The sequence below is a fragment of the Pseudomonas sp. WP18 genome, from assembly GCF_036689585.1.
GTDB lineage: Bacteria > Pseudomonadota > Gammaproteobacteria > Pseudomonadales > Pseudomonadaceae > Aquipseudomonas > Aquipseudomonas chlororaphis_E.
Genome location: NZ_CP144758.1, coordinates 3,021,692 through 3,036,484, shown reverse-complemented (window position 1 = coordinate 3,036,484; position 14,793 = coordinate 3,021,692). Strand labels below are relative to the sequence as shown.

Here is a 14,793-nt window from a genome sequence, read left to right as displayed (position 1 = left end):
TCTGTGCTCGCCAGATTCAGGCCATGCGCCGCAGCGCTATCGCCATGCCGATACCGAGCACGGCCATTCCCACCAGCAACGCGGGGAAGGACAGCCACCAGGGCGTGCCGGCGGTCATCATGCTGAACTCGGACATGCCTCCAACGCTGGCGATCAGATTCAGCGGCAGAAACACCACATTGATCAAGGTCAGGTTGCGCAAGGCGAGGTTCATGCCGTTGTTGGCCAGGTTACCGCGCGCTTCAATCAGGTTGGCGAACACCTGGGCGTGGATTCTGGCCTGCTGGTAACTTTGCTCGTTCTCGATGATCAGGTCATTCAGCGACCCCAACTGGTCGGGGCCAAAGCCATGCTTCTGGCCATGGCTGCGTAGCAGGCCGAGCACGGCGCCGTTGCTGTGGATGGCGTTGACGTAATAGACCAGACTCTCGCTCAGGCTGTACATCTGCATCAGATGCTCGTTGTCCAGGGGCCGTGTGAACCGTTGCTGCAGCTCCCGGGCGACCTGCTTGACCACACGCAAATGGCCGAGGTAGTGGTGCACGCTTTCGGCCAGCAAGGCCATGAGTACGTCCAGCGGGCTGCTCATTTCAGTGACCTGGTCGAGGCCACTGAGCAGCGAGTTGCTGGCGCAGATCACCGCCAGCCGCTGCTCGCTGAGCACCACGCCGAACGACGACACGTTGAACACCCGACCATCGAAGCTTTCAGGGCGCTTCCAGATGAGAAACAGGTGGTCGGGCTTGATTTCGATACGCGCCACTTCGTCGGGGTCGAGCGACGATTCCAGCGTCTGGGCACTGATGCCCAGGCGTTGCTGGAGGAACGCGCGTTCACCGTCGTCCGGGGCGATGCTGAGCCACACCGTCCCACGATCGACAGAGGCCTGGCACAAGGTGCCTTGTTCGATGCGGTAGCCTTCGATCATCGTTCAGTTCGCCTGGCCGCGATACTTGAGCTCAAGGCGCTGGACGAAAGCCAGCAGCACCCGCCGGTACAACTCATCGCCCAGCACCGCGTCCTCGGTGCCGGCATCCAGGTTGGGGTTATCATTGACTTCAATGACCATCACCCGCTCGCCGACCTGCTTGAGGTCGACACCGTAGAGCCCGTTGCCGATCAGTCGGGCGGTGTCCACCGCAAGCTTCACCACGGCTTCGGGCACTTGCTGTACAGGCACCGCGCGGCACTTGCCGTTGATTTCGCCGGCGTCGGCCTTGTGGTTGTAGATTTGCCAGTGCCCTTTGGACATGAAGTATTGGCAGGCGTACAACGCCTCACCGTTGAGTACGCCGATACGCCAGTCGTATTCGGTGTAGCAGTACTCCTGAGCGAGCAGCAGGACGGAATGCTCGAACAGCTCCTGGGCCGCAGCGGTTAGGGCCTTGGCATCGGCCACCTTGATCACGCCCCGTGAAAAGCAGCCGTCAGGAATTTTCAGAACCAGCGGAAAACCCAGCCGCAGCCCAACCTGATCGAGCTCTTGAGGGCGATCCTTGTAGAGGATTTCCGTGGCCGGCATGCCCAGCTTGCGGCGCTTGAGCAGGTCGGCCAGGTAGACCTTGTTGGTGCAGCGCAAGATGGACGAAGGATCATCAATGACCACGAGGCCTTCGCCTTCTGCTTTTTTGGCGAAACGGTACGTATGGTCATCCACGCGAGTAGTCTCTCGGATGAACAACGCGTCGAATTCGGCAAGGCGGGCATAGTCCTTCTTTTCGATGAGTTCCACATCGATCCCCAGCGCTTTACCGTTTTCGACGAAACGACTCAATGCTTCGGCATTGGAGGGCGGCAGCGTTTCAGCGGGATCGTGGAGGATAGCCAGGTCAAAGCGTGCCACGCGCTTGGAATCTGGCTGACGCCAGGTGCGGCGATTGAATGCATCCAGGGCGTCGGCGAACACATGTTGCTGCTCGTCACGCAGTTTATGCAGCGCGCCAGCCCTTATCCCGGCGATCTGCCAAGTCTCGGCCCGGCGAAACTCGACCAGAAGAACAGGGCAGGGGAAGGCCTCGAAAAGCTGCCGTCCCAGGGTTTGCAAGGGCTCGATGGGCGTTTTGCCGAAGTAAAGATTCAGCGTGAAGGCTTCGGTGCTGCCGTACGGATGGTTAGCCAAGGCCCGTTCAAGGGGGCGCTCCAGGTCGTCCAGCCCAACGCCGTAAAGTGCCTTGCGCGACAGCTCGCTGATCGTGCGTACCGACGGTATGACCTTGTGCCCGCGGGCCTCGGCCAGCAGCGAGCAGTAATAACCTTGGCCCAGGTATTTATAGCTGCGACACAGATTGATCACCTGGGTGCGGCCAGCGACCTCATCGGTGCGCTCCAGGTAGTCCTGGGCCAGCATCAGGCTCTCGCTGGGCAGGTAGCTGGCCCAGTCTTCCTTGCGCTCGACCACGATCAGCAGTCGGCTGCCGCCACGCTGCTTGCCGGGAGGTTGATCGTCGAGGGTGATTGTGCAACGTTCGGATTTGGCCAATACTTCGGCCCTGTTGGCTTGCACCGCTGACATGAGTAATTGATCCCTGTTGAAGAATACGCCGCTTCAATAAATCACGGGTTTTTCGCCCTGTCCCGGTTCGTTACTCAAACATTACGGTGTTGCCATGCCTTTTGATTTTCGCTTTGCATCGATGCCCGATATCGATGCGCTGGCCGCTCTGGAGCAGCAGTGCTTCGCGCTCGATCGCCTGAGCCCGCGCAATTTTCATTGGATGATCAATCGGGCCAACGCCAGCCTGATCCTGGCCGAGCAGGGAGGGCAGTTGGCCGGTTATGCGCTACTGTTATTTCATCGCGGCACATCGCTCGGGCGTCTTTACTCCATCGCGGTCAGCCCTGCATGGCGGGGCCATGGGCTGGGGCAACAATTGCTGGAGCAGGCCCAGGCCGGCGCACTGGCGCGCAATTGCGCCTGGCTGCGCCTGGAAGTACGCCCTGATAATCCGGCCGCCATCCGCTTGTATGAGGCCAACGGTTACCGGCGCTTCGCGCTGGTCGAGGACTACTACGAGGATCACGCCCAGGCACTGCGCTATGAAAAGCGCATCCTGCGCGACGCGCCACCGCCCGCACGACGGGTCCCGTATTACCCGCAAACCACAGAGTTCACCTGCGGCGCCGCCTGCCTGTTGATGGCCATGGCGGCATTGGACAACCAACGTGCACTTGAGCGCAAAGAAGAGATTCAACTCTGGCGCGAAGCAACCACCATCTTCATGACCGCCGGCCACGGTGGCTGCAGCCCTCAAGGCTTGGCGCTCGCGGCTTGGCGACGTGGCTTTGCCGTTCGCTTGGTCCTGAGCCAGTCAGGCTCGCTGTTTCTGGACGGCGTGCGCAGTGCAGAAAAGAAAGCTGTGATGCAGTTGGTAGAAGAGGGCTTCGCCGAAGCATTGGCCGACACGGGCGTGGAGCAAATCACCGCAGTCAGCCTGGACGTGCGTGCAGCCTTGCTGGAGGGTTACAAGCCGTTGGTGCTCATCAGTAGCTATCGCTTCACACGCCTGAAGGCTCCTCACTGGATCGTGATCACCGGCTGCGACGATGACTTCGTCTATCTGCACGACCCTGATGTCGACCACAGCCGCCAACGCGGCAGCCTGGACTGCCAGCACATGCCGGTGAGCCACACCGAGTTCCAGCGCATGAGTGCCTTTGGCCGCCAACGTGTACGTGCCGCGGTGTTGTTGCGAACGCGATGAGGCGCATGGGCTAAGACGACATTTTTACGCGCTTCTTACGGGGGAGGCGCTGGGCAATTGAGAGGGGAATGGTTTGCGCAAGGCTAGCGGCCTGGTTGATGTGTACCGCACGACGAGGCAACGCCAGGGAATGAAGGTGACGCGCTCACCGAGTGCCACCTTCATTCATCAGCAGGCCGGGGGCTGCCACGGTCTAGACGGTTCCTTTTTCTGCGTTGAAGCCGTCGAAGTTATCAAAGACGCCCATGAAGCCCGCAACGGTCGCCTCCCGCGCCCAGTCGCGCTGCAGTTCGCAGTACATCTGCACGCGGCTGATCATTTTTGCGCCCGCCTGTTCCATTCGACGCAATGCGGCTTCATGCGCGGCCGTGGAAGTTCCCCCAACCGCATCAATCGGGACATAAACCTCAAAACCTTCCTGGATCGCGTCGAGAACCGGAAAGGTCAGGCAGGCTTCAGTCCACAGTGCAGTCATGATCAATTTGCGACGCCCACAGGCTTTCACCGCTTGCTTGAATTCGGTGTCTTCCCAGCTGTTGATCGAGGTGCGGTCGTAGGTCGGCAAGTGACCGAGCACGTCTTGCAACTGCTCAATAGGCGGCTGGTTGCGACCGGTGCCGACATTGACCGTGGAGTGGATGATAGGGAGGTTGAAGTTAACGGCCGCCTTGGCCACGCTGGTTATGTTGAACACCAGTTCGTCGCGAGGCATGGAACGGATCGAAGACACTTGAATCGGCTGGTAGTCGATAAGGATAAACGCCGAGTTCTCAGGCGTCAGGAGTGCGTCGGTGTGGGGGTTACGGATCGTTTCGCTCGTCATGGCAGGTCCTCATTATGACGGTGGTCCAAGCGCTCGCTTGGGCTGGATATCGCACGCATCAGGCAACGATCGCGAACTGGCTGTGGCGAATGGAGCATGAGCCGTCAACCGGCAATACATCCGTGGCGTCGCTGCCTGTGATCAGCATTCTGTTGTTCCCTAACCCCCTTAGGTAGTGGCATCGTTCGGTTAACTGTGTCGCACAAAGGGGAACGCCAAGTTGGATATCGAAGCGCTCGAGACGTTTGTCCAGGTTGCTGATGCCGGAGGCGTTTCGCCTGCTGCACTGAGGCTGGGGGTATCAAAATCAATCATTAGTCGCAGGTTGATACGCCTGGAAACGGAGCTTGGGGTGCAGTTGCTTACACGCACCACCCGCGGCGCAGCATTGACAGAGGCCGGAGCTACGTTCCGCGACCACGCGGCCAAGGTATGTGCCGAAATGGAAATGGCCAGAGAGGCCATTCTGCCTGCTGGCCCCTTGCGTGGTCGCCTGCGAGTGGCCGCACCACTGTCTTTCGGCCCGACACATTTCGCCCCTGTCATTTCGCAAATGGCCCGCCGCCATCCACAGTTGCAGATTCAAACCTGCTACAGCGATCGCTTTGTCGATCTCATTGCCGAGGGGTACGACTGTGGCATCCGGGTTGGCTACCTGCCTGACTCCAACCTCATTGGCAGGCGTATCGGCCCGATCGGCGTGAAACTGGTCGCAAGCCCGTCCTACATCAAGGAACATGGGTCGCCACAACGGCCGGAGGACCTGGCCTCGCATCAAGCATTGATGCAGAGCACGGAGGCCTGGCAATTTGTGGATGGCGACAGGGTCGTTTCGGTTCGCCCCCAAGGGCAATTCAAAGCCGACAACGGCGTTGCGCTCGTCGCCGCCGCAGTAGCAGGGCTCGGTGTAGCTTACCTGCCGGATTGTCTCACCCATGAAAACATCATGTCCGAGGCGTTGGTGCCAATCATGACAGCTTATCCTCCGCCTCCAGCCGGAGCGTATCTGGTGCGTCCACCAGGTGCGCATCCGGCGCGAAAAATCCGCGTCCTCACCGAGCTTCTAATCGAGCATTTCGGCACATCTCCCCATTTTGCCGGGGGCGCTTCCAACTGATCCAACGGGGGGCGCTCGTTGCCGTTTCTATTGAGGCGGCCATATTTACGGCACCTCGAAATTCTCATAGCCCAGGGAAATCGAATCGCTTCTGGGATAGCTGACATACACCATCTCGCCATAGTTGCTGGCGACCAGCACGTAGGGCCATTTGCCGTTGGCCTTTCGCAGGTCCTCATACAAAGGCAGGAAGAAGTCTTTGGTCTGACCCTGTGGGTCGTAGGGGACCTCACCGATAAAGATCGGATAACGCCCGCCGTTGCACAGCTGTACCCGCTCCAGCTTGATGCCGCTTTTCTCCAGCACGGTGCGGGCAGGGTGTTGCCAGGTGGCGAGGTCGACATCCTGGCAATCGTGGGTCTTCTGAGTGTAGAGCTCGGTGTCCGGGAGGGCTGGGTACGCCAGGGCCTGGCCGGTCAGGAGCAGTAGAACCAGGGGCAAAAGACGCTGCATGAAGAGGGTCCGAATGAGGGGGAGGGTGATTGTAAGGGCTTTTGCGCGAGATCCAAGGCTTGAACCGTCGCGCAATCGCCTGTTTCCAAAGCCATCATCGATCAGTGTGCGTCAGCGTTGAAGAAAAAATCCTCCTGTTCTACGGCCGTAAACGCGGCGCCCTCGATGTGGTAGACGGTGGGCTCTTCAGAAAAATACGGCTCCAGCCCCCTCATGAATAGCCGATGGTCTTCACTCGCTTCGAACCCCGGCGTGTGATCCTCAAGTGAAGCCCAACGCACGATGAGGTTGAATTGGCCGGGGTTCTCGATACCTTGCGCGAGCAGGTGGCCGCCGTAGCCTTTTGCACGAGACAGTAAAGGCGTGACATCGGCAAAGGCGCGCCTGAACGTTTCGATGCGGTCCTGGTGTACGGGGAGCAGGGCGATCTCATAAATCATGATGTTCATCCAATGTGATTTGAACGGTTAGCGACAGCCATTCAGGCGATCAGCGATGGCTCGACGGCAATCGCAATTTTCCCTTGGAGGCCGTTGTTCGGGCTTTCCAGCCGGGCATGAGCAAGGGGGATGTCTTCAAGTGAATAAACCGCTCCCACGTGTGGCCGTAGCTGACCGCGGTTGATCAAGGCACTCAACTCATCGAGCTTGCCACGGTTTTGTCGGGTGAAAACGAAGTGGTAGCTGGCGTTCTTGCCCCAGGCCTGGATGAGGCTCTGTGGCTGGGCAATGTCTACGATCGAGACCACGCGGCCCAGTTGAGCCAGCACGTCGGGGCTGCCCGACAGCGTGTTGCCGCCGATGGTGTCAAACACCACATCGACGCCTTGGCCGGTCGTTTCGCGGTTGATGACCTCGACGTAATCCTCTTTTTCGTAGTCGATGACCACATCGGCTCCCATGGCACGGGCGAACTCGGCGTTAGCTTCGCGCACGGTGGTGAACACCCTCGCGCCGATGGCCTTTGCCAACTGGATCGCTACATGGCCAACGCCTCCCGCACCGCCATGGATGAGGATGCTTTCACCCACTCTCAGGCCTGCGCGGACGACCAGGGCCTCCCACGCCGTCCCGCCAACCAGGCTCAGGCTCGCCGCCTCAAGGTGGTTCAACGCAGCGGGCTTCTTGCCGATGATGCTTTCGGCGGCGACGTGGTACTCGGCATAGCTGCCGGAACCGTCGAATATCTGCGGGGTGTACCAGACTTCATCCCCCGGCACGAAAGACGTGACGCCAGGCCCGACGCTTTCAACGACGCCAGAGATGTCGTGGCCGGTGATGGTCGGCAGCGCCACCAGGTCGGGGTAGTCGCCGCGCCGGACCTGGTAATCCAACGGATTGATGGAGGTCGCATGCACCCGGACCAGGACGTGTCCGGGCCCCGGCACTGGCTTGGGCAACTCGCGAAGTTCGAACGATTCCGGGCCGCCAAATGAGGTGAGCATCATCGCTTTCATTGCAAAATCCTCTAATCGATAAAATTAGATATCGAGATATTTCGATATCCTGTAATAAAAAAAACCTACAACTCTTTCCCAATCAGCTCGGAGAGGGCGCTGATAGTGGCTTCGTTGCGCTTGTAATAGGTCCACTGACCGATGCGCCTGACCTCGACCAGACCCACCCGTTGCAGCGTTGCAAGATAACCAGACACCGTGGACTGAGACAGGCCGATGCCTTCCTGGATACTGCTGACACAGACACCCACCGTGTGAACGTCACCTTCATCCTGTGGAGGGAAGTTCTTTACGGGGTCCTTCAAGCCTTTCAGGATTTGCAGGCGAGTAGGGTTCGAGAGGGCTTTGAATATGTCGAGTAGTTCCATGCGCCCAGGATATCGAGATTTTTCGATATGTCAATACGCGTATTGCAGGCACATCAGTCAGGCCTGTCGAAGGCTGTGATAGCACCTGTTTCAGGCCGGGCCTGCGGCACACCCGGCCGGTCCGCGGCATCAAAGATCATCCTCGCACGGCGAAAACACTCCGCGTTTTCCAGCAGCCAAGTCCATAGCGGCACCATTCGGACCAGAAAACTGCGCCCCAGCGAGGTCAGCTCGTAATCGACCCGGGGCGGCGTTTCGCCGTGGTCGAAGCGAGCAATCAGACCGTCACGCTGCAGTTGTCGCAAGCTACGGGTCAGCATCCGCTGGGTGACACCCGGCAGGCGTCGACCAATTTCGGCGTGACGCAGCGTGCCTGCCACGCCCAACACATGCACGATACCCAACGACCAGCGATTGCCCGCGTGGGTCAGCACCTCGCGCTTGAGTTCACCGTCCTCGGCACCAAGGGCGTCGCACACGGCCTGGGATTGGCGGATGACTTCATCTTCACTCATTTCGTCGTGCGGTATCACGGGTGTGCCCTTCTTCAGTGCGTTAACCAGGGCTGGCAGGATGCGGACATTCACTGTCGATCATCGTTTGGGAGCTACAGATGCAACCGCACAATCCTGCAAAAAACCAGAAGATTCTCGTCTTAGGCGCTGGCGAATTGGGCCTGGCGGTGGTTCGCGCGCTGGTGCTCAATCCAGCGGCGGAGGTGGCGGTGATGCTGCGTCCGGTCGCACCAGAGGCGATATCCAGCGAGAGACACCAGGCGCTGCACGAGCTGGAAAGCTTGGGTGTCGAGGTACTGGCGGGGGATGCCGTCAATGACAGCGAAGAGCAACTCGCGGCAAGCTTCAGTGCCTTCGATACGCTAGTCAGTTGCCTGGGTTTTGTCGCCGGCCCCGGCACGCAACGAAAACTCACCCGTGCCGCTTTACAGTCCGATATCAAGCGTTACGTGCCATGGCAATTCGGCGTCGACTACGATGCGATCGGCCGAGGCAGCCCGCAGGATCTGTTCGACGAGCAACTGGACGTACGCGATTTGCTCCGCGCTCAATCCCGGGTGCAATGGCTGATCATCTCGACTGGCATGTTCACCAGTTTTCTGTTCGAGCCGGGCTTTGGCGTGGTCGATCTGGACAACAACACCGTACGTGCATTGGGCAGTTGGGACACGGCCGTGACGGTAACCACCGCGCAGGATATCGGCCGGCTGACAGCGACGATCCTGTTCGATTCAACCTTGCGTAACCAGGTGGTCTATATCGCAGGTGACACGCTCACGTATGGGCAATTGGCCGACACCGTGGAGCGATTGCTGGACAGAGCACTTGAACGTGTCGAATGGACAGTGCCTGCGTTGGAGGCAGACCTGCGTGCCGAACCTGACGATCAACTGCGCAAGTACCGTGCGGTGTTCGCTCAAGGCAGAGGCGTTGCGTGGGATAAAGCGCGGACGTACAACGGCGAGCGGCAAATCGAGACGACCAATGTGGTGCGGTGGATTGAGCAGAATCTGCTTTGACAGGGGTTGTTTTGTATAGAGGTGGTCTGGAGGTGGAGGGTTTTATGGTCGCAGCTGGTTGAATTTCTGTGGGGGTGTGGCGTGGTAGGTGTAATATCTTGTTACGCATAATGTATATTATGTTAAACGTCGTGTGTGCGTGCGTTTATATCGGTTTGTCACCTGCCGGCGTTACGCGACCGGCCGGGCCTGCTCCTACGGTTGCAACCTTTGTCCGCTCTGCTCATCTTTTCCGGGTAATGAGTTCACTCATGTACTGATTCAAGTCACGCAGATCGTTGATGCTCCAGGCGTGCGGAGCAATCTTCACGTTGTTTTCTCGCAAGGTTTTTGGAATCAGGCTTCCACTCGGGCGAAGAATGACCGATGAAACAATCACGCCGGGATAATCATTGAGTCGCTTCTTGAAGGCGGACGTGGTCAGGTCAGGCGTCGGCGGATTGCTCTTTTTCGCCAACGGCCCTGTTCCTTTGACGTCGGCGCCATGGCACACGGCGCATCGCTGTGTATAGAGATTCTTTCCATTGGCATTATCCGCATAGGATAACGACGGCTGAAAAGCAGATAAAAAGCCAAGCAGAACAACAGGTAATATCTTCATTTGCATTTATTTTATTCAGACGAAAAAACTATCCGCTCTTCTCGGAAGTCATGAGCGGCGCACAGTTGCTCACGACAAAGACATGCCGTGGATCATCAATCACTACACCCACCGCCACACAGGCTCACTTAAACGCTCGGCAAAAAAGTCCGACAGCGCCTTGATTTTTACCGGCCGGGTGCGCGCCGAGGGGGTGACGAAATACAAGCCGCCACGTGTCATGCTCCATTCCGGCAGCACCACGACCAAGCGCCCATCGGCCAGGTATTCGCTGGCTATGAATTCAGGCAGTTCGGCAATGGCCTGTCCCTCAAGCAACACTGGCAATAACGCATCCGAGTTGGTCACTCTTAACGGGCCGCTGGGCACCACGTCTTCTTCGGTGCCGTCTTTGTGGGTGAACCGCCACACTTGGCTGCGAGCTCGATAGGCATAGCTCAGGCATGTACGGGTCGCCAGTTCGCGGGGATGGCTGGGGTGGCCGTGGGCAGCTAGATACGCCGGTGAGGCAACCAGGTATTGGGTGACCGCGCACAGATGCCGCGCAACCAGCGATGAGTCCGGCAGTACGGCAATGCGCAGTGCCGCATCGAAGCCCTCGGCGATCAGGTCTACCGAGGCGTCTGAAAGGTGCAGGTCAATCGAAAGCTCAGGATACAGCCGGATCAATTGCGGCATCAGCGGTGCCACCCAACGCAGTCCAAACGACATGGGGATGGCCAGGCGCACCTGGCCGCGGGGCTGGATCGATAACGCCTGAGCCTCGCTTTCCACCGCTTCAGCCTGCCGATAGATCTCCCCTGCCCTGACTGCCATGCTTGCGCCGAATTCAGTGAGGGCCAGTTGCCGCGAGGTGCGGTTGAACAAGCGTCCACCCAGGCGCTCCTCCAGCCGCGCGACCGCACGCGATACCGTAGGCACCGACACGCTCATGACACGCGCCGCGCCGGCGAACGAGCCCTCTTCGGCCACCTTGGCAAACATCGCCAACCCTTCGAAATCTGGAAGCTTGCTCATTTCATTTCTGCAACGATAGGTTTCAGACAATTCTATTTTGAAACTCTTACCTCGTCGATAAGCTTCTCCTACACCACAAGTCACTCAATCGAAATACGGGAGAAACACCATGACGAACAAACTCGAAGGCAAAATTGCATTGGTGACCGGCGGCACTACCGGCATCGGCTTGGCCACTGCAAAACGCTTCGCTCAAGAAGGCGCCCACGTCTATATCACGGGCCGTCGCCAAGCCGAACTGGACGCTGCCGTCGCCGCTGTCGGCAACGCCACCGGCGTGCAGGTGGATTCCTCCAACCTCGACCAGTTGGACGCGTTGTACCGCCAGATTGGCGCGGCCCACGGCCGTATTGATGTGCTGTTCGCCAATGCCGGCGGCGGGTCCATGCTGCCACTGGGCGAGATCACGGAACAGCAGTACGACGACACCTTCAATCGCAACGTAAAAGGCGTGCTGTTCACGGTGCAAAAGGCGCTGCCGCTGCTGGCCCCCAAAGCCTCGGTGATTCTCACCGGCTCCACGGCAGGCAGCTCGGGCACCGCCGCCTTTAGTGTGTACGCCGCGTCCAAGGCCGCCGTGCGCGCATTTGCACGCAACTGGATTCTGGATTTGAAAGACCGCCAGGTACGCATCAACACGATCAGCCCCGGCGCCACGCGCACGCCTGGCCTGGTTGAATTGGCCGGCCCCGATGCCGCTCAGCAACAAGGCTTACTCGACTACTTGGCATCGCTGATCCCAATGGGACGTGTCGGCGAAGCCGAAGAAATCGCCAGCGCAGCGTTGTTCCTGGCCTCGGATGACGCCAGCTTCGTCAACGGTATCGAACTGTTTGTCGACGGCGGCCAGGCGCAAATCTGACCACTCAGCGAGCGACTCCCCCGGGACGGCGCTTATAACCGTTCATCAAACGCGGCCCACTGCTATCAACGAAACAGCGTTATTGGCGTTAAACCACAAGCAGTGGACCAACCGCAGGTAAGGAGCACGCATGACCCAAGCTTTCAACATCAGCGATCTCACCAAGCACTCCGTGCCTGACGATTTGCAGGTCACGAGCGCCAGTAGCCGGGTCAGCAAGAACCCGATCGAACTCATCGTGCAGGGTACCCCTGGCAGTGATTACCTGCGCGGTGGGCTGGCCAACGAGCTGCTGATGGGCGGGGCCGGCAACGACCAGATAGTCAGCGGGGGTGGCAATGACGTGATGGTCCCCGGTGCCGGATTCGACACCTTGTACGGTGGCGCCGGCAGCGATGTATTTCGCTTCGACCGCCTCGGCGACAGCTATATCAAGGCCGGAAGCGAGTTCACCGATGCCATCAGCTATTTTGATCCCGCCCACGATGTCCTCGACCTGTCAGCTCTGGGCTTTAGCCATCTGGGCAATGGCTACGGCGATACCCTGCACATACGTAGCGAGCCCCTGCGCGGCATCTACATTTTGGAAAACTACGAGCAAGACCATAATGGCCGGCATTTTGCCGTGCAGTTCCTGTCCAACAGCGGCCTGATTACCGATGCCAACTTGCAACCGCTGATCAACGGTACCTCGCACGACGACCTGCTGGTGGGAACCGACGCTGGCGAATCCATCAAGGCCGGCGCTGGCCGCGACACTATCGAAGCGGGTGCAGGCAATGACCGGCTATTTGGAGGCGCCGGCGGCGACACACTGAGCGGCGGCGCGGGTGCCGATACCTTTGTGTATAACCAGCTCAGCGACAGCTACCGCAACGATGCCAGTGGCAACTACAGCCGCCGCGACCTGATCACCGATTTCAATGGCAACGACCATGACATGATCGACGTGTCCGCGCTGGCCTTCACCGGGTTGGGTAACGGCTACAACGGCACGCTGAAGGTGGTCCTCAACCTGGCGGGCGACACCACCGCGCTTAAATCACTGGAGGCCGATGCCAACGGTAACCGCTTCGAAATCCTGCTCAGTGGGAACCACGTCAGTGAACTTAATGCCAGCAGCGTGCTGTTCGCCCCGCCCAGTAATGCGACAACTGTGACCACCCCGCAGCCGATCACACCGGTGAATCTGGCCGGCGACGATAAGGCCAATACCCTGTATGGCTACTGGGGCGACGATACTCTGGCCGGCGGTGCCGGAAACGACACCCTTGAGGGTAACGCTGGCAACGACGTGCTGACCGGTGGGTTGGGCGCGGACAAGCTCACCGGCGGCACAGGCAACGACCGTTTCGTGTTCACCAGCAGCGGCGACAGTTATGCAGGCAGCAGCGACCTGATCACTGACTTCATCTGGGGCGAAGACAAGCTCGACGTCTCCGCGCTCGGCGTAACCGGTTTGGGCGACGGCCGTAACGGCACCTTGCGCATGACCTACGATGAAATCAACGAACGCACTTACCTGCGTAGTAGCGAGCCAGGTGCCGATGGGCACGCCTTTCAGGTCACGCTAGCCGGATTCGATTACACGCACTTGATCACCAATGCCGACCTGGTGGTTGCCGATACGACAGAGATCGGGCTCATTGGGCACGCCACTGTTGACTACTTGAGCTAGCACTTCCCTCACAGCCGGCCATCAGCACCCACCTTTAGTTATGCAACGGCTACGGTGTGAGGTGCTGACCGCAGCTACGAGTCGAAAGCAGGCGTCTGAAATCGTCCGTTTTTTGGCCAGAAGCGGCCTTTGGCAATGGCGGCTATCGGCCAATAGCCAACATTCCATTTGGCCTGAAGTGCTACCCTCCACCGGACTTTACTTAAGACCAAAATATGGACATATCGCCTCGCTTTATCATTCATGAATCCCCCTATTGGGTTATTAACCACCGCATCGACAGTTCGCTGCCTGGCTACCTGATACTCAGCGCGAAAGAAATGACGAACTCACTGGCGGCGCTACCGACCGAAGCACTGGCGGAGTTGGGGGAGTTGCAGGCGAGAATCCAGGCATCCATCGAAGCGCACCTGCAACCAAAACGGCTATACATCGGCCGTTTCGGTCATGACGCGGGCCACTCCATCCACTTCCATTTCATCCCGATTTACCACTGGGTCGAGGCATTATTCTGGAGCGATGACAGGTACAGAGTGCTGCAAAGTTTTGGCTCACTCGACAGTAGCGCGCCCCAGACCGACGGCGCGGAACTGACGTTCTATGTTTGGCGAGAGTTTTGTGAGCGTCCTGATCCACCTATGATTGAAGGCCCAACCATTGATCACGTCATTGCGACTCTGCGCTCCCGAATCAGGGACGATGAATGAAACTGATCGAGATTCAACAGATTACGCACCTACCGGAAGAAGTTCTTATCTTGGAGAAAGAGGCGGTTGCAGAAGATTTCAGGTTTCTGACGCGCCTGATTTCGGAATGGCAATCTGGAACGAATCGCTTCGATGCGCCCGGTGAATGCCTCATGGCAGCGTATTCGGAACAGCAGCTGATGGGAATTGGAGGCCTATCAGTTGATCCCTATATCAAGCCCGGTATCGCAAGGCTACGGCGAGTGTACGTGTCACCTGCGGCAAGGAATCAATACGTCGGTCAGGCGCTGGTAAAAGTATTGGTTGCACGCAGCTCTTCACTTTCAGCAGGTGCGTCTTTGCACCGATACCTCGGGAGGCGACGCGTTTTACTTGCGCTGCGGCTTCATCCGAATAGAAGATATCCATGCCACCCACATCATGGATCTGGTCAACGTCTGATCAGGCAGCTTTCGGCCGATTCTGTTGAAAAAGTC

16 protein-coding genes and 1 pseudogene are annotated in these 14,793 nt (G+C 58.7%); 7 read left to right on the top strand and 10 right to left on the bottom strand.

The window, feature by feature from the left end; all coding sequences use genetic code 11:
• Positions 1-16: 16 nt before the first annotated feature.
• Both V5F23_RS13480 and V5F23_RS13475 read right to left on the bottom strand, forming a co-directional pair.
• Positions 17-928 (bottom strand): magnesium transporter CorA family protein, encoded by a 912-nt coding sequence (locus tag V5F23_RS13480; RefSeq protein WP_212803800.1) that lies wholly within the window; start codon positions 926-928, stop codon positions 17-19.
• Between the two features lie 3 nt (positions 929-931).
• On the bottom strand, positions 932-2,512 hold the full coding sequence (locus V5F23_RS13475) for a RimK family protein (protein ID WP_042729672.1): 1,581 nt from the start codon (positions 2,510-2,512) through the stop codon (positions 932-934).
• A gap of 94 nt (positions 2,513-2,606) precedes the next feature.
• Here V5F23_RS13475 and V5F23_RS13470 point away from each other — a divergent pair, with 94 nt between their 5' ends.
• Complete coding sequence (locus V5F23_RS13470; RefSeq protein WP_338498741.1) at positions 2,607-3,701, top strand: GNAT family N-acetyltransferase/peptidase C39 family protein; 1,095 nt, start codon at positions 2,607-2,609, stop codon at positions 3,699-3,701.
• Between the two features lie 193 nt (positions 3,702-3,894).
• Here V5F23_RS13470 and V5F23_RS13465 read toward each other — a convergent pair whose 3' ends face one another.
• Positions 3,895-4,524 (bottom strand): hydrolase, encoded by a 630-nt coding sequence (locus V5F23_RS13465; protein ID WP_042729671.1) that lies wholly within the window; start codon positions 4,522-4,524, stop codon positions 3,895-3,897.
• A 220-nt stretch (positions 4,525-4,744) separates the two neighbouring features.
• Between V5F23_RS13465 and V5F23_RS13460 the strand changes: the two genes are divergently transcribed.
• A complete protein-coding gene (locus V5F23_RS13460) occupies positions 4,745-5,641 on the top strand; it encodes a LysR family transcriptional regulator (protein ID WP_042729670.1) in 897 nt (298 codons plus the stop codon).
• Positions 5,642-5,686: 45 nt separating this feature from the next.
• On the opposite strand, the gene V5F23_RS13455 is transcribed toward V5F23_RS13460, so the two are convergent.
• From V5F23_RS13455 to V5F23_RS13435, 5 genes are all read right to left on the bottom strand, one after another.
• Positions 5,687-6,094 (bottom strand): hypothetical protein, encoded by a 408-nt coding sequence (locus V5F23_RS13455; RefSeq protein WP_123579021.1) that lies wholly within the window; start codon positions 6,092-6,094, stop codon positions 5,687-5,689.
• Positions 6,095-6,195: 101 nt separating this feature from the next.
• The gene (locus V5F23_RS13450) at positions 6,196-6,534 is read right to left on the bottom strand and encodes an antibiotic biosynthesis monooxygenase (RefSeq protein ID WP_212803796.1); all 339 of its coding nucleotides are present in this window, start codon (positions 6,532-6,534) and stop codon (positions 6,196-6,198) included.
• 41 nt (positions 6,535-6,575) lie between these two features.
• A complete protein-coding gene (locus V5F23_RS13445) occupies positions 6,576-7,550 on the bottom strand; it encodes a zinc-dependent alcohol dehydrogenase family protein (protein ID WP_338498735.1) in 975 nt (324 codons plus the stop codon).
• Between the two features lie 65 nt (positions 7,551-7,615).
• Positions 7,616-7,918, bottom strand: coding sequence for a metalloregulator ArsR/SmtB family transcription factor (locus tag V5F23_RS13440; RefSeq protein ID WP_042728573.1), 303 nt, complete (start codon positions 7,916-7,918; stop codon positions 7,616-7,618).
• 53 nt (positions 7,919-7,971) lie between these two features.
• The gene (locus tag V5F23_RS13435) at positions 7,972-8,433 is read right to left on the bottom strand and encodes a helix-turn-helix domain-containing protein (protein WP_080922021.1); all 462 of its coding nucleotides are present in this window, start codon (positions 8,431-8,433) and stop codon (positions 7,972-7,974) included.
• Between the two features lie 98 nt (positions 8,434-8,531).
• On the opposite strand from V5F23_RS13435, the gene V5F23_RS13430 reads away from it, so the two are divergent.
• Positions 8,532-9,452: an aromatic alcohol reductase gene (locus V5F23_RS13430; protein ID WP_338498732.1), complete on the top strand. Its 921-nt coding sequence runs from the start codon at positions 8,532-8,534 to the stop codon at positions 9,450-9,452.
• A 223-nt stretch (positions 9,453-9,675) separates the two neighbouring features.
• On the opposite strand, the gene V5F23_RS13425 is transcribed toward V5F23_RS13430, so the two are convergent.
• Together V5F23_RS13425 and V5F23_RS13420 are read right to left on the bottom strand one after the other, a co-directional pair.
• Positions 9,676-10,053, bottom strand: a complete 378-nt coding sequence (locus V5F23_RS13425; RefSeq protein WP_080922022.1) for a c-type cytochrome — start codon at positions 10,051-10,053, stop codon at positions 9,676-9,678.
• 102 nt (positions 10,054-10,155) lie between these two features.
• Entirely contained in the window at positions 10,156-11,070 is a 915-nt protein-coding gene (locus V5F23_RS13420) for a LysR family transcriptional regulator (protein WP_212803793.1), read from the bottom strand.
• Positions 11,071-11,179: 109 nt separating this feature from the next.
• Between V5F23_RS13420 and V5F23_RS13415 the strand changes: the two genes are divergently transcribed.
• From V5F23_RS13415 to V5F23_RS13400, 4 genes and pseudogenes are all read left to right on the top strand, one after another.
• Positions 11,180-11,932: an SDR family oxidoreductase gene (locus V5F23_RS13415; protein WP_212803792.1), complete on the top strand. Its 753-nt coding sequence runs from the start codon at positions 11,180-11,182 to the stop codon at positions 11,930-11,932.
• A gap of 130 nt (positions 11,933-12,062) precedes the next feature.
• Complete coding sequence (locus V5F23_RS13410; RefSeq protein WP_338498728.1) at positions 12,063-13,610, top strand: M10 family metallopeptidase C-terminal domain-containing protein; 1,548 nt, start codon at positions 12,063-12,065, stop codon at positions 13,608-13,610.
• Positions 13,611-13,825: 215 nt separating this feature from the next.
• The gene (locus tag V5F23_RS13405; RefSeq protein ID WP_042728554.1) at positions 13,826-14,317 is read left to right on the top strand and encodes a hydrolase; all 492 of its coding nucleotides are present in this window, start codon (positions 13,826-13,828) and stop codon (positions 14,315-14,317) included.
• A pseudogene (locus V5F23_RS13400) lies at positions 14,314-14,758 on the top strand (GNAT family N-acetyltransferase). Before V5F23_RS13405 ends, V5F23_RS13400 begins: the two are co-directional and overlap by 4 nt.
• Positions 14,759-14,793 lie beyond the last annotated feature (35 nt).

Bases quoted from the DNA above. Each gene is read 5' to 3' on its own strand.
- V5F23_RS13465 (WP_042729671.1), bottom strand. From the start codon at position 4,524: ATGACGAGCGAAACGATCCGTAACCCCCACACCGACGCACTCCTGACG.
- V5F23_RS13470 (WP_338498741.1), top strand. From the start codon at position 2,607: ATGCCTTTTGATTTTCGCTTTGCATCGATGCCCGATATCGATGCGCTG.
- V5F23_RS13455 (WP_123579021.1), bottom strand. From the start codon at position 6,094: ATGCAGCGTCTTTTGCCCCTGGTTCTACTGCTCCTGACCGGCCAGGCC.
- V5F23_RS13440 (WP_042728573.1), bottom strand. From the start codon at position 7,918: ATGGAACTACTCGACATATTCAAAGCCCTCTCGAACCCTACTCGCCTG.
- V5F23_RS13415 (WP_212803792.1), top strand. From the start codon at position 11,180: ATGACGAACAAACTCGAAGGCAAAATTGCATTGGTGACCGGCGGCACT.
- V5F23_RS13425 (WP_080922022.1), bottom strand. From the start codon at position 10,053: ATGAAGATATTACCTGTTGTTCTGCTTGGCTTTTTATCTGCTTTTCAG.
- V5F23_RS13435 (WP_080922021.1), bottom strand. From the start codon at position 8,433: ATGAGTGAAGATGAAGTCATCCGCCAATCCCAGGCCGTGTGCGACGCC.
- V5F23_RS13450 (WP_212803796.1), bottom strand. From the start codon at position 6,534: ATGATTTATGAGATCGCCCTGCTCCCCGTACACCAGGACCGCATCGAA.
- V5F23_RS13405 (WP_042728554.1), top strand. From the start codon at position 13,826: ATGGACATATCGCCTCGCTTTATCATTCATGAATCCCCCTATTGGGTT.
- V5F23_RS13410 (WP_338498728.1), top strand. From the start codon at position 12,063: ATGACCCAAGCTTTCAACATCAGCGATCTCACCAAGCACTCCGTGCCT.
- V5F23_RS13430 (WP_338498732.1), top strand. From the start codon at position 8,532: ATGCAACCGCACAATCCTGCAAAAAACCAGAAGATTCTCGTCTTAGGC.
- V5F23_RS13445 (WP_338498735.1), bottom strand. From the start codon at position 7,550: ATGAAAGCGATGATGCTCACCTCATTTGGCGGCCCGGAATCGTTCGAA.
- V5F23_RS13480 (WP_212803800.1), bottom strand. From the start codon at position 928: ATGATCGAAGGCTACCGCATCGAACAAGGCACCTTGTGCCAGGCCTCT.
- V5F23_RS13420 (WP_212803793.1), bottom strand. From the start codon at position 11,070: ATGAGCAAGCTTCCAGATTTCGAAGGGTTGGCGATGTTTGCCAAGGTG.
- V5F23_RS13475 (WP_042729672.1), bottom strand. From the start codon at position 2,512: ATGTCAGCGGTGCAAGCCAACAGGGCCGAAGTATTGGCCAAATCCGAA.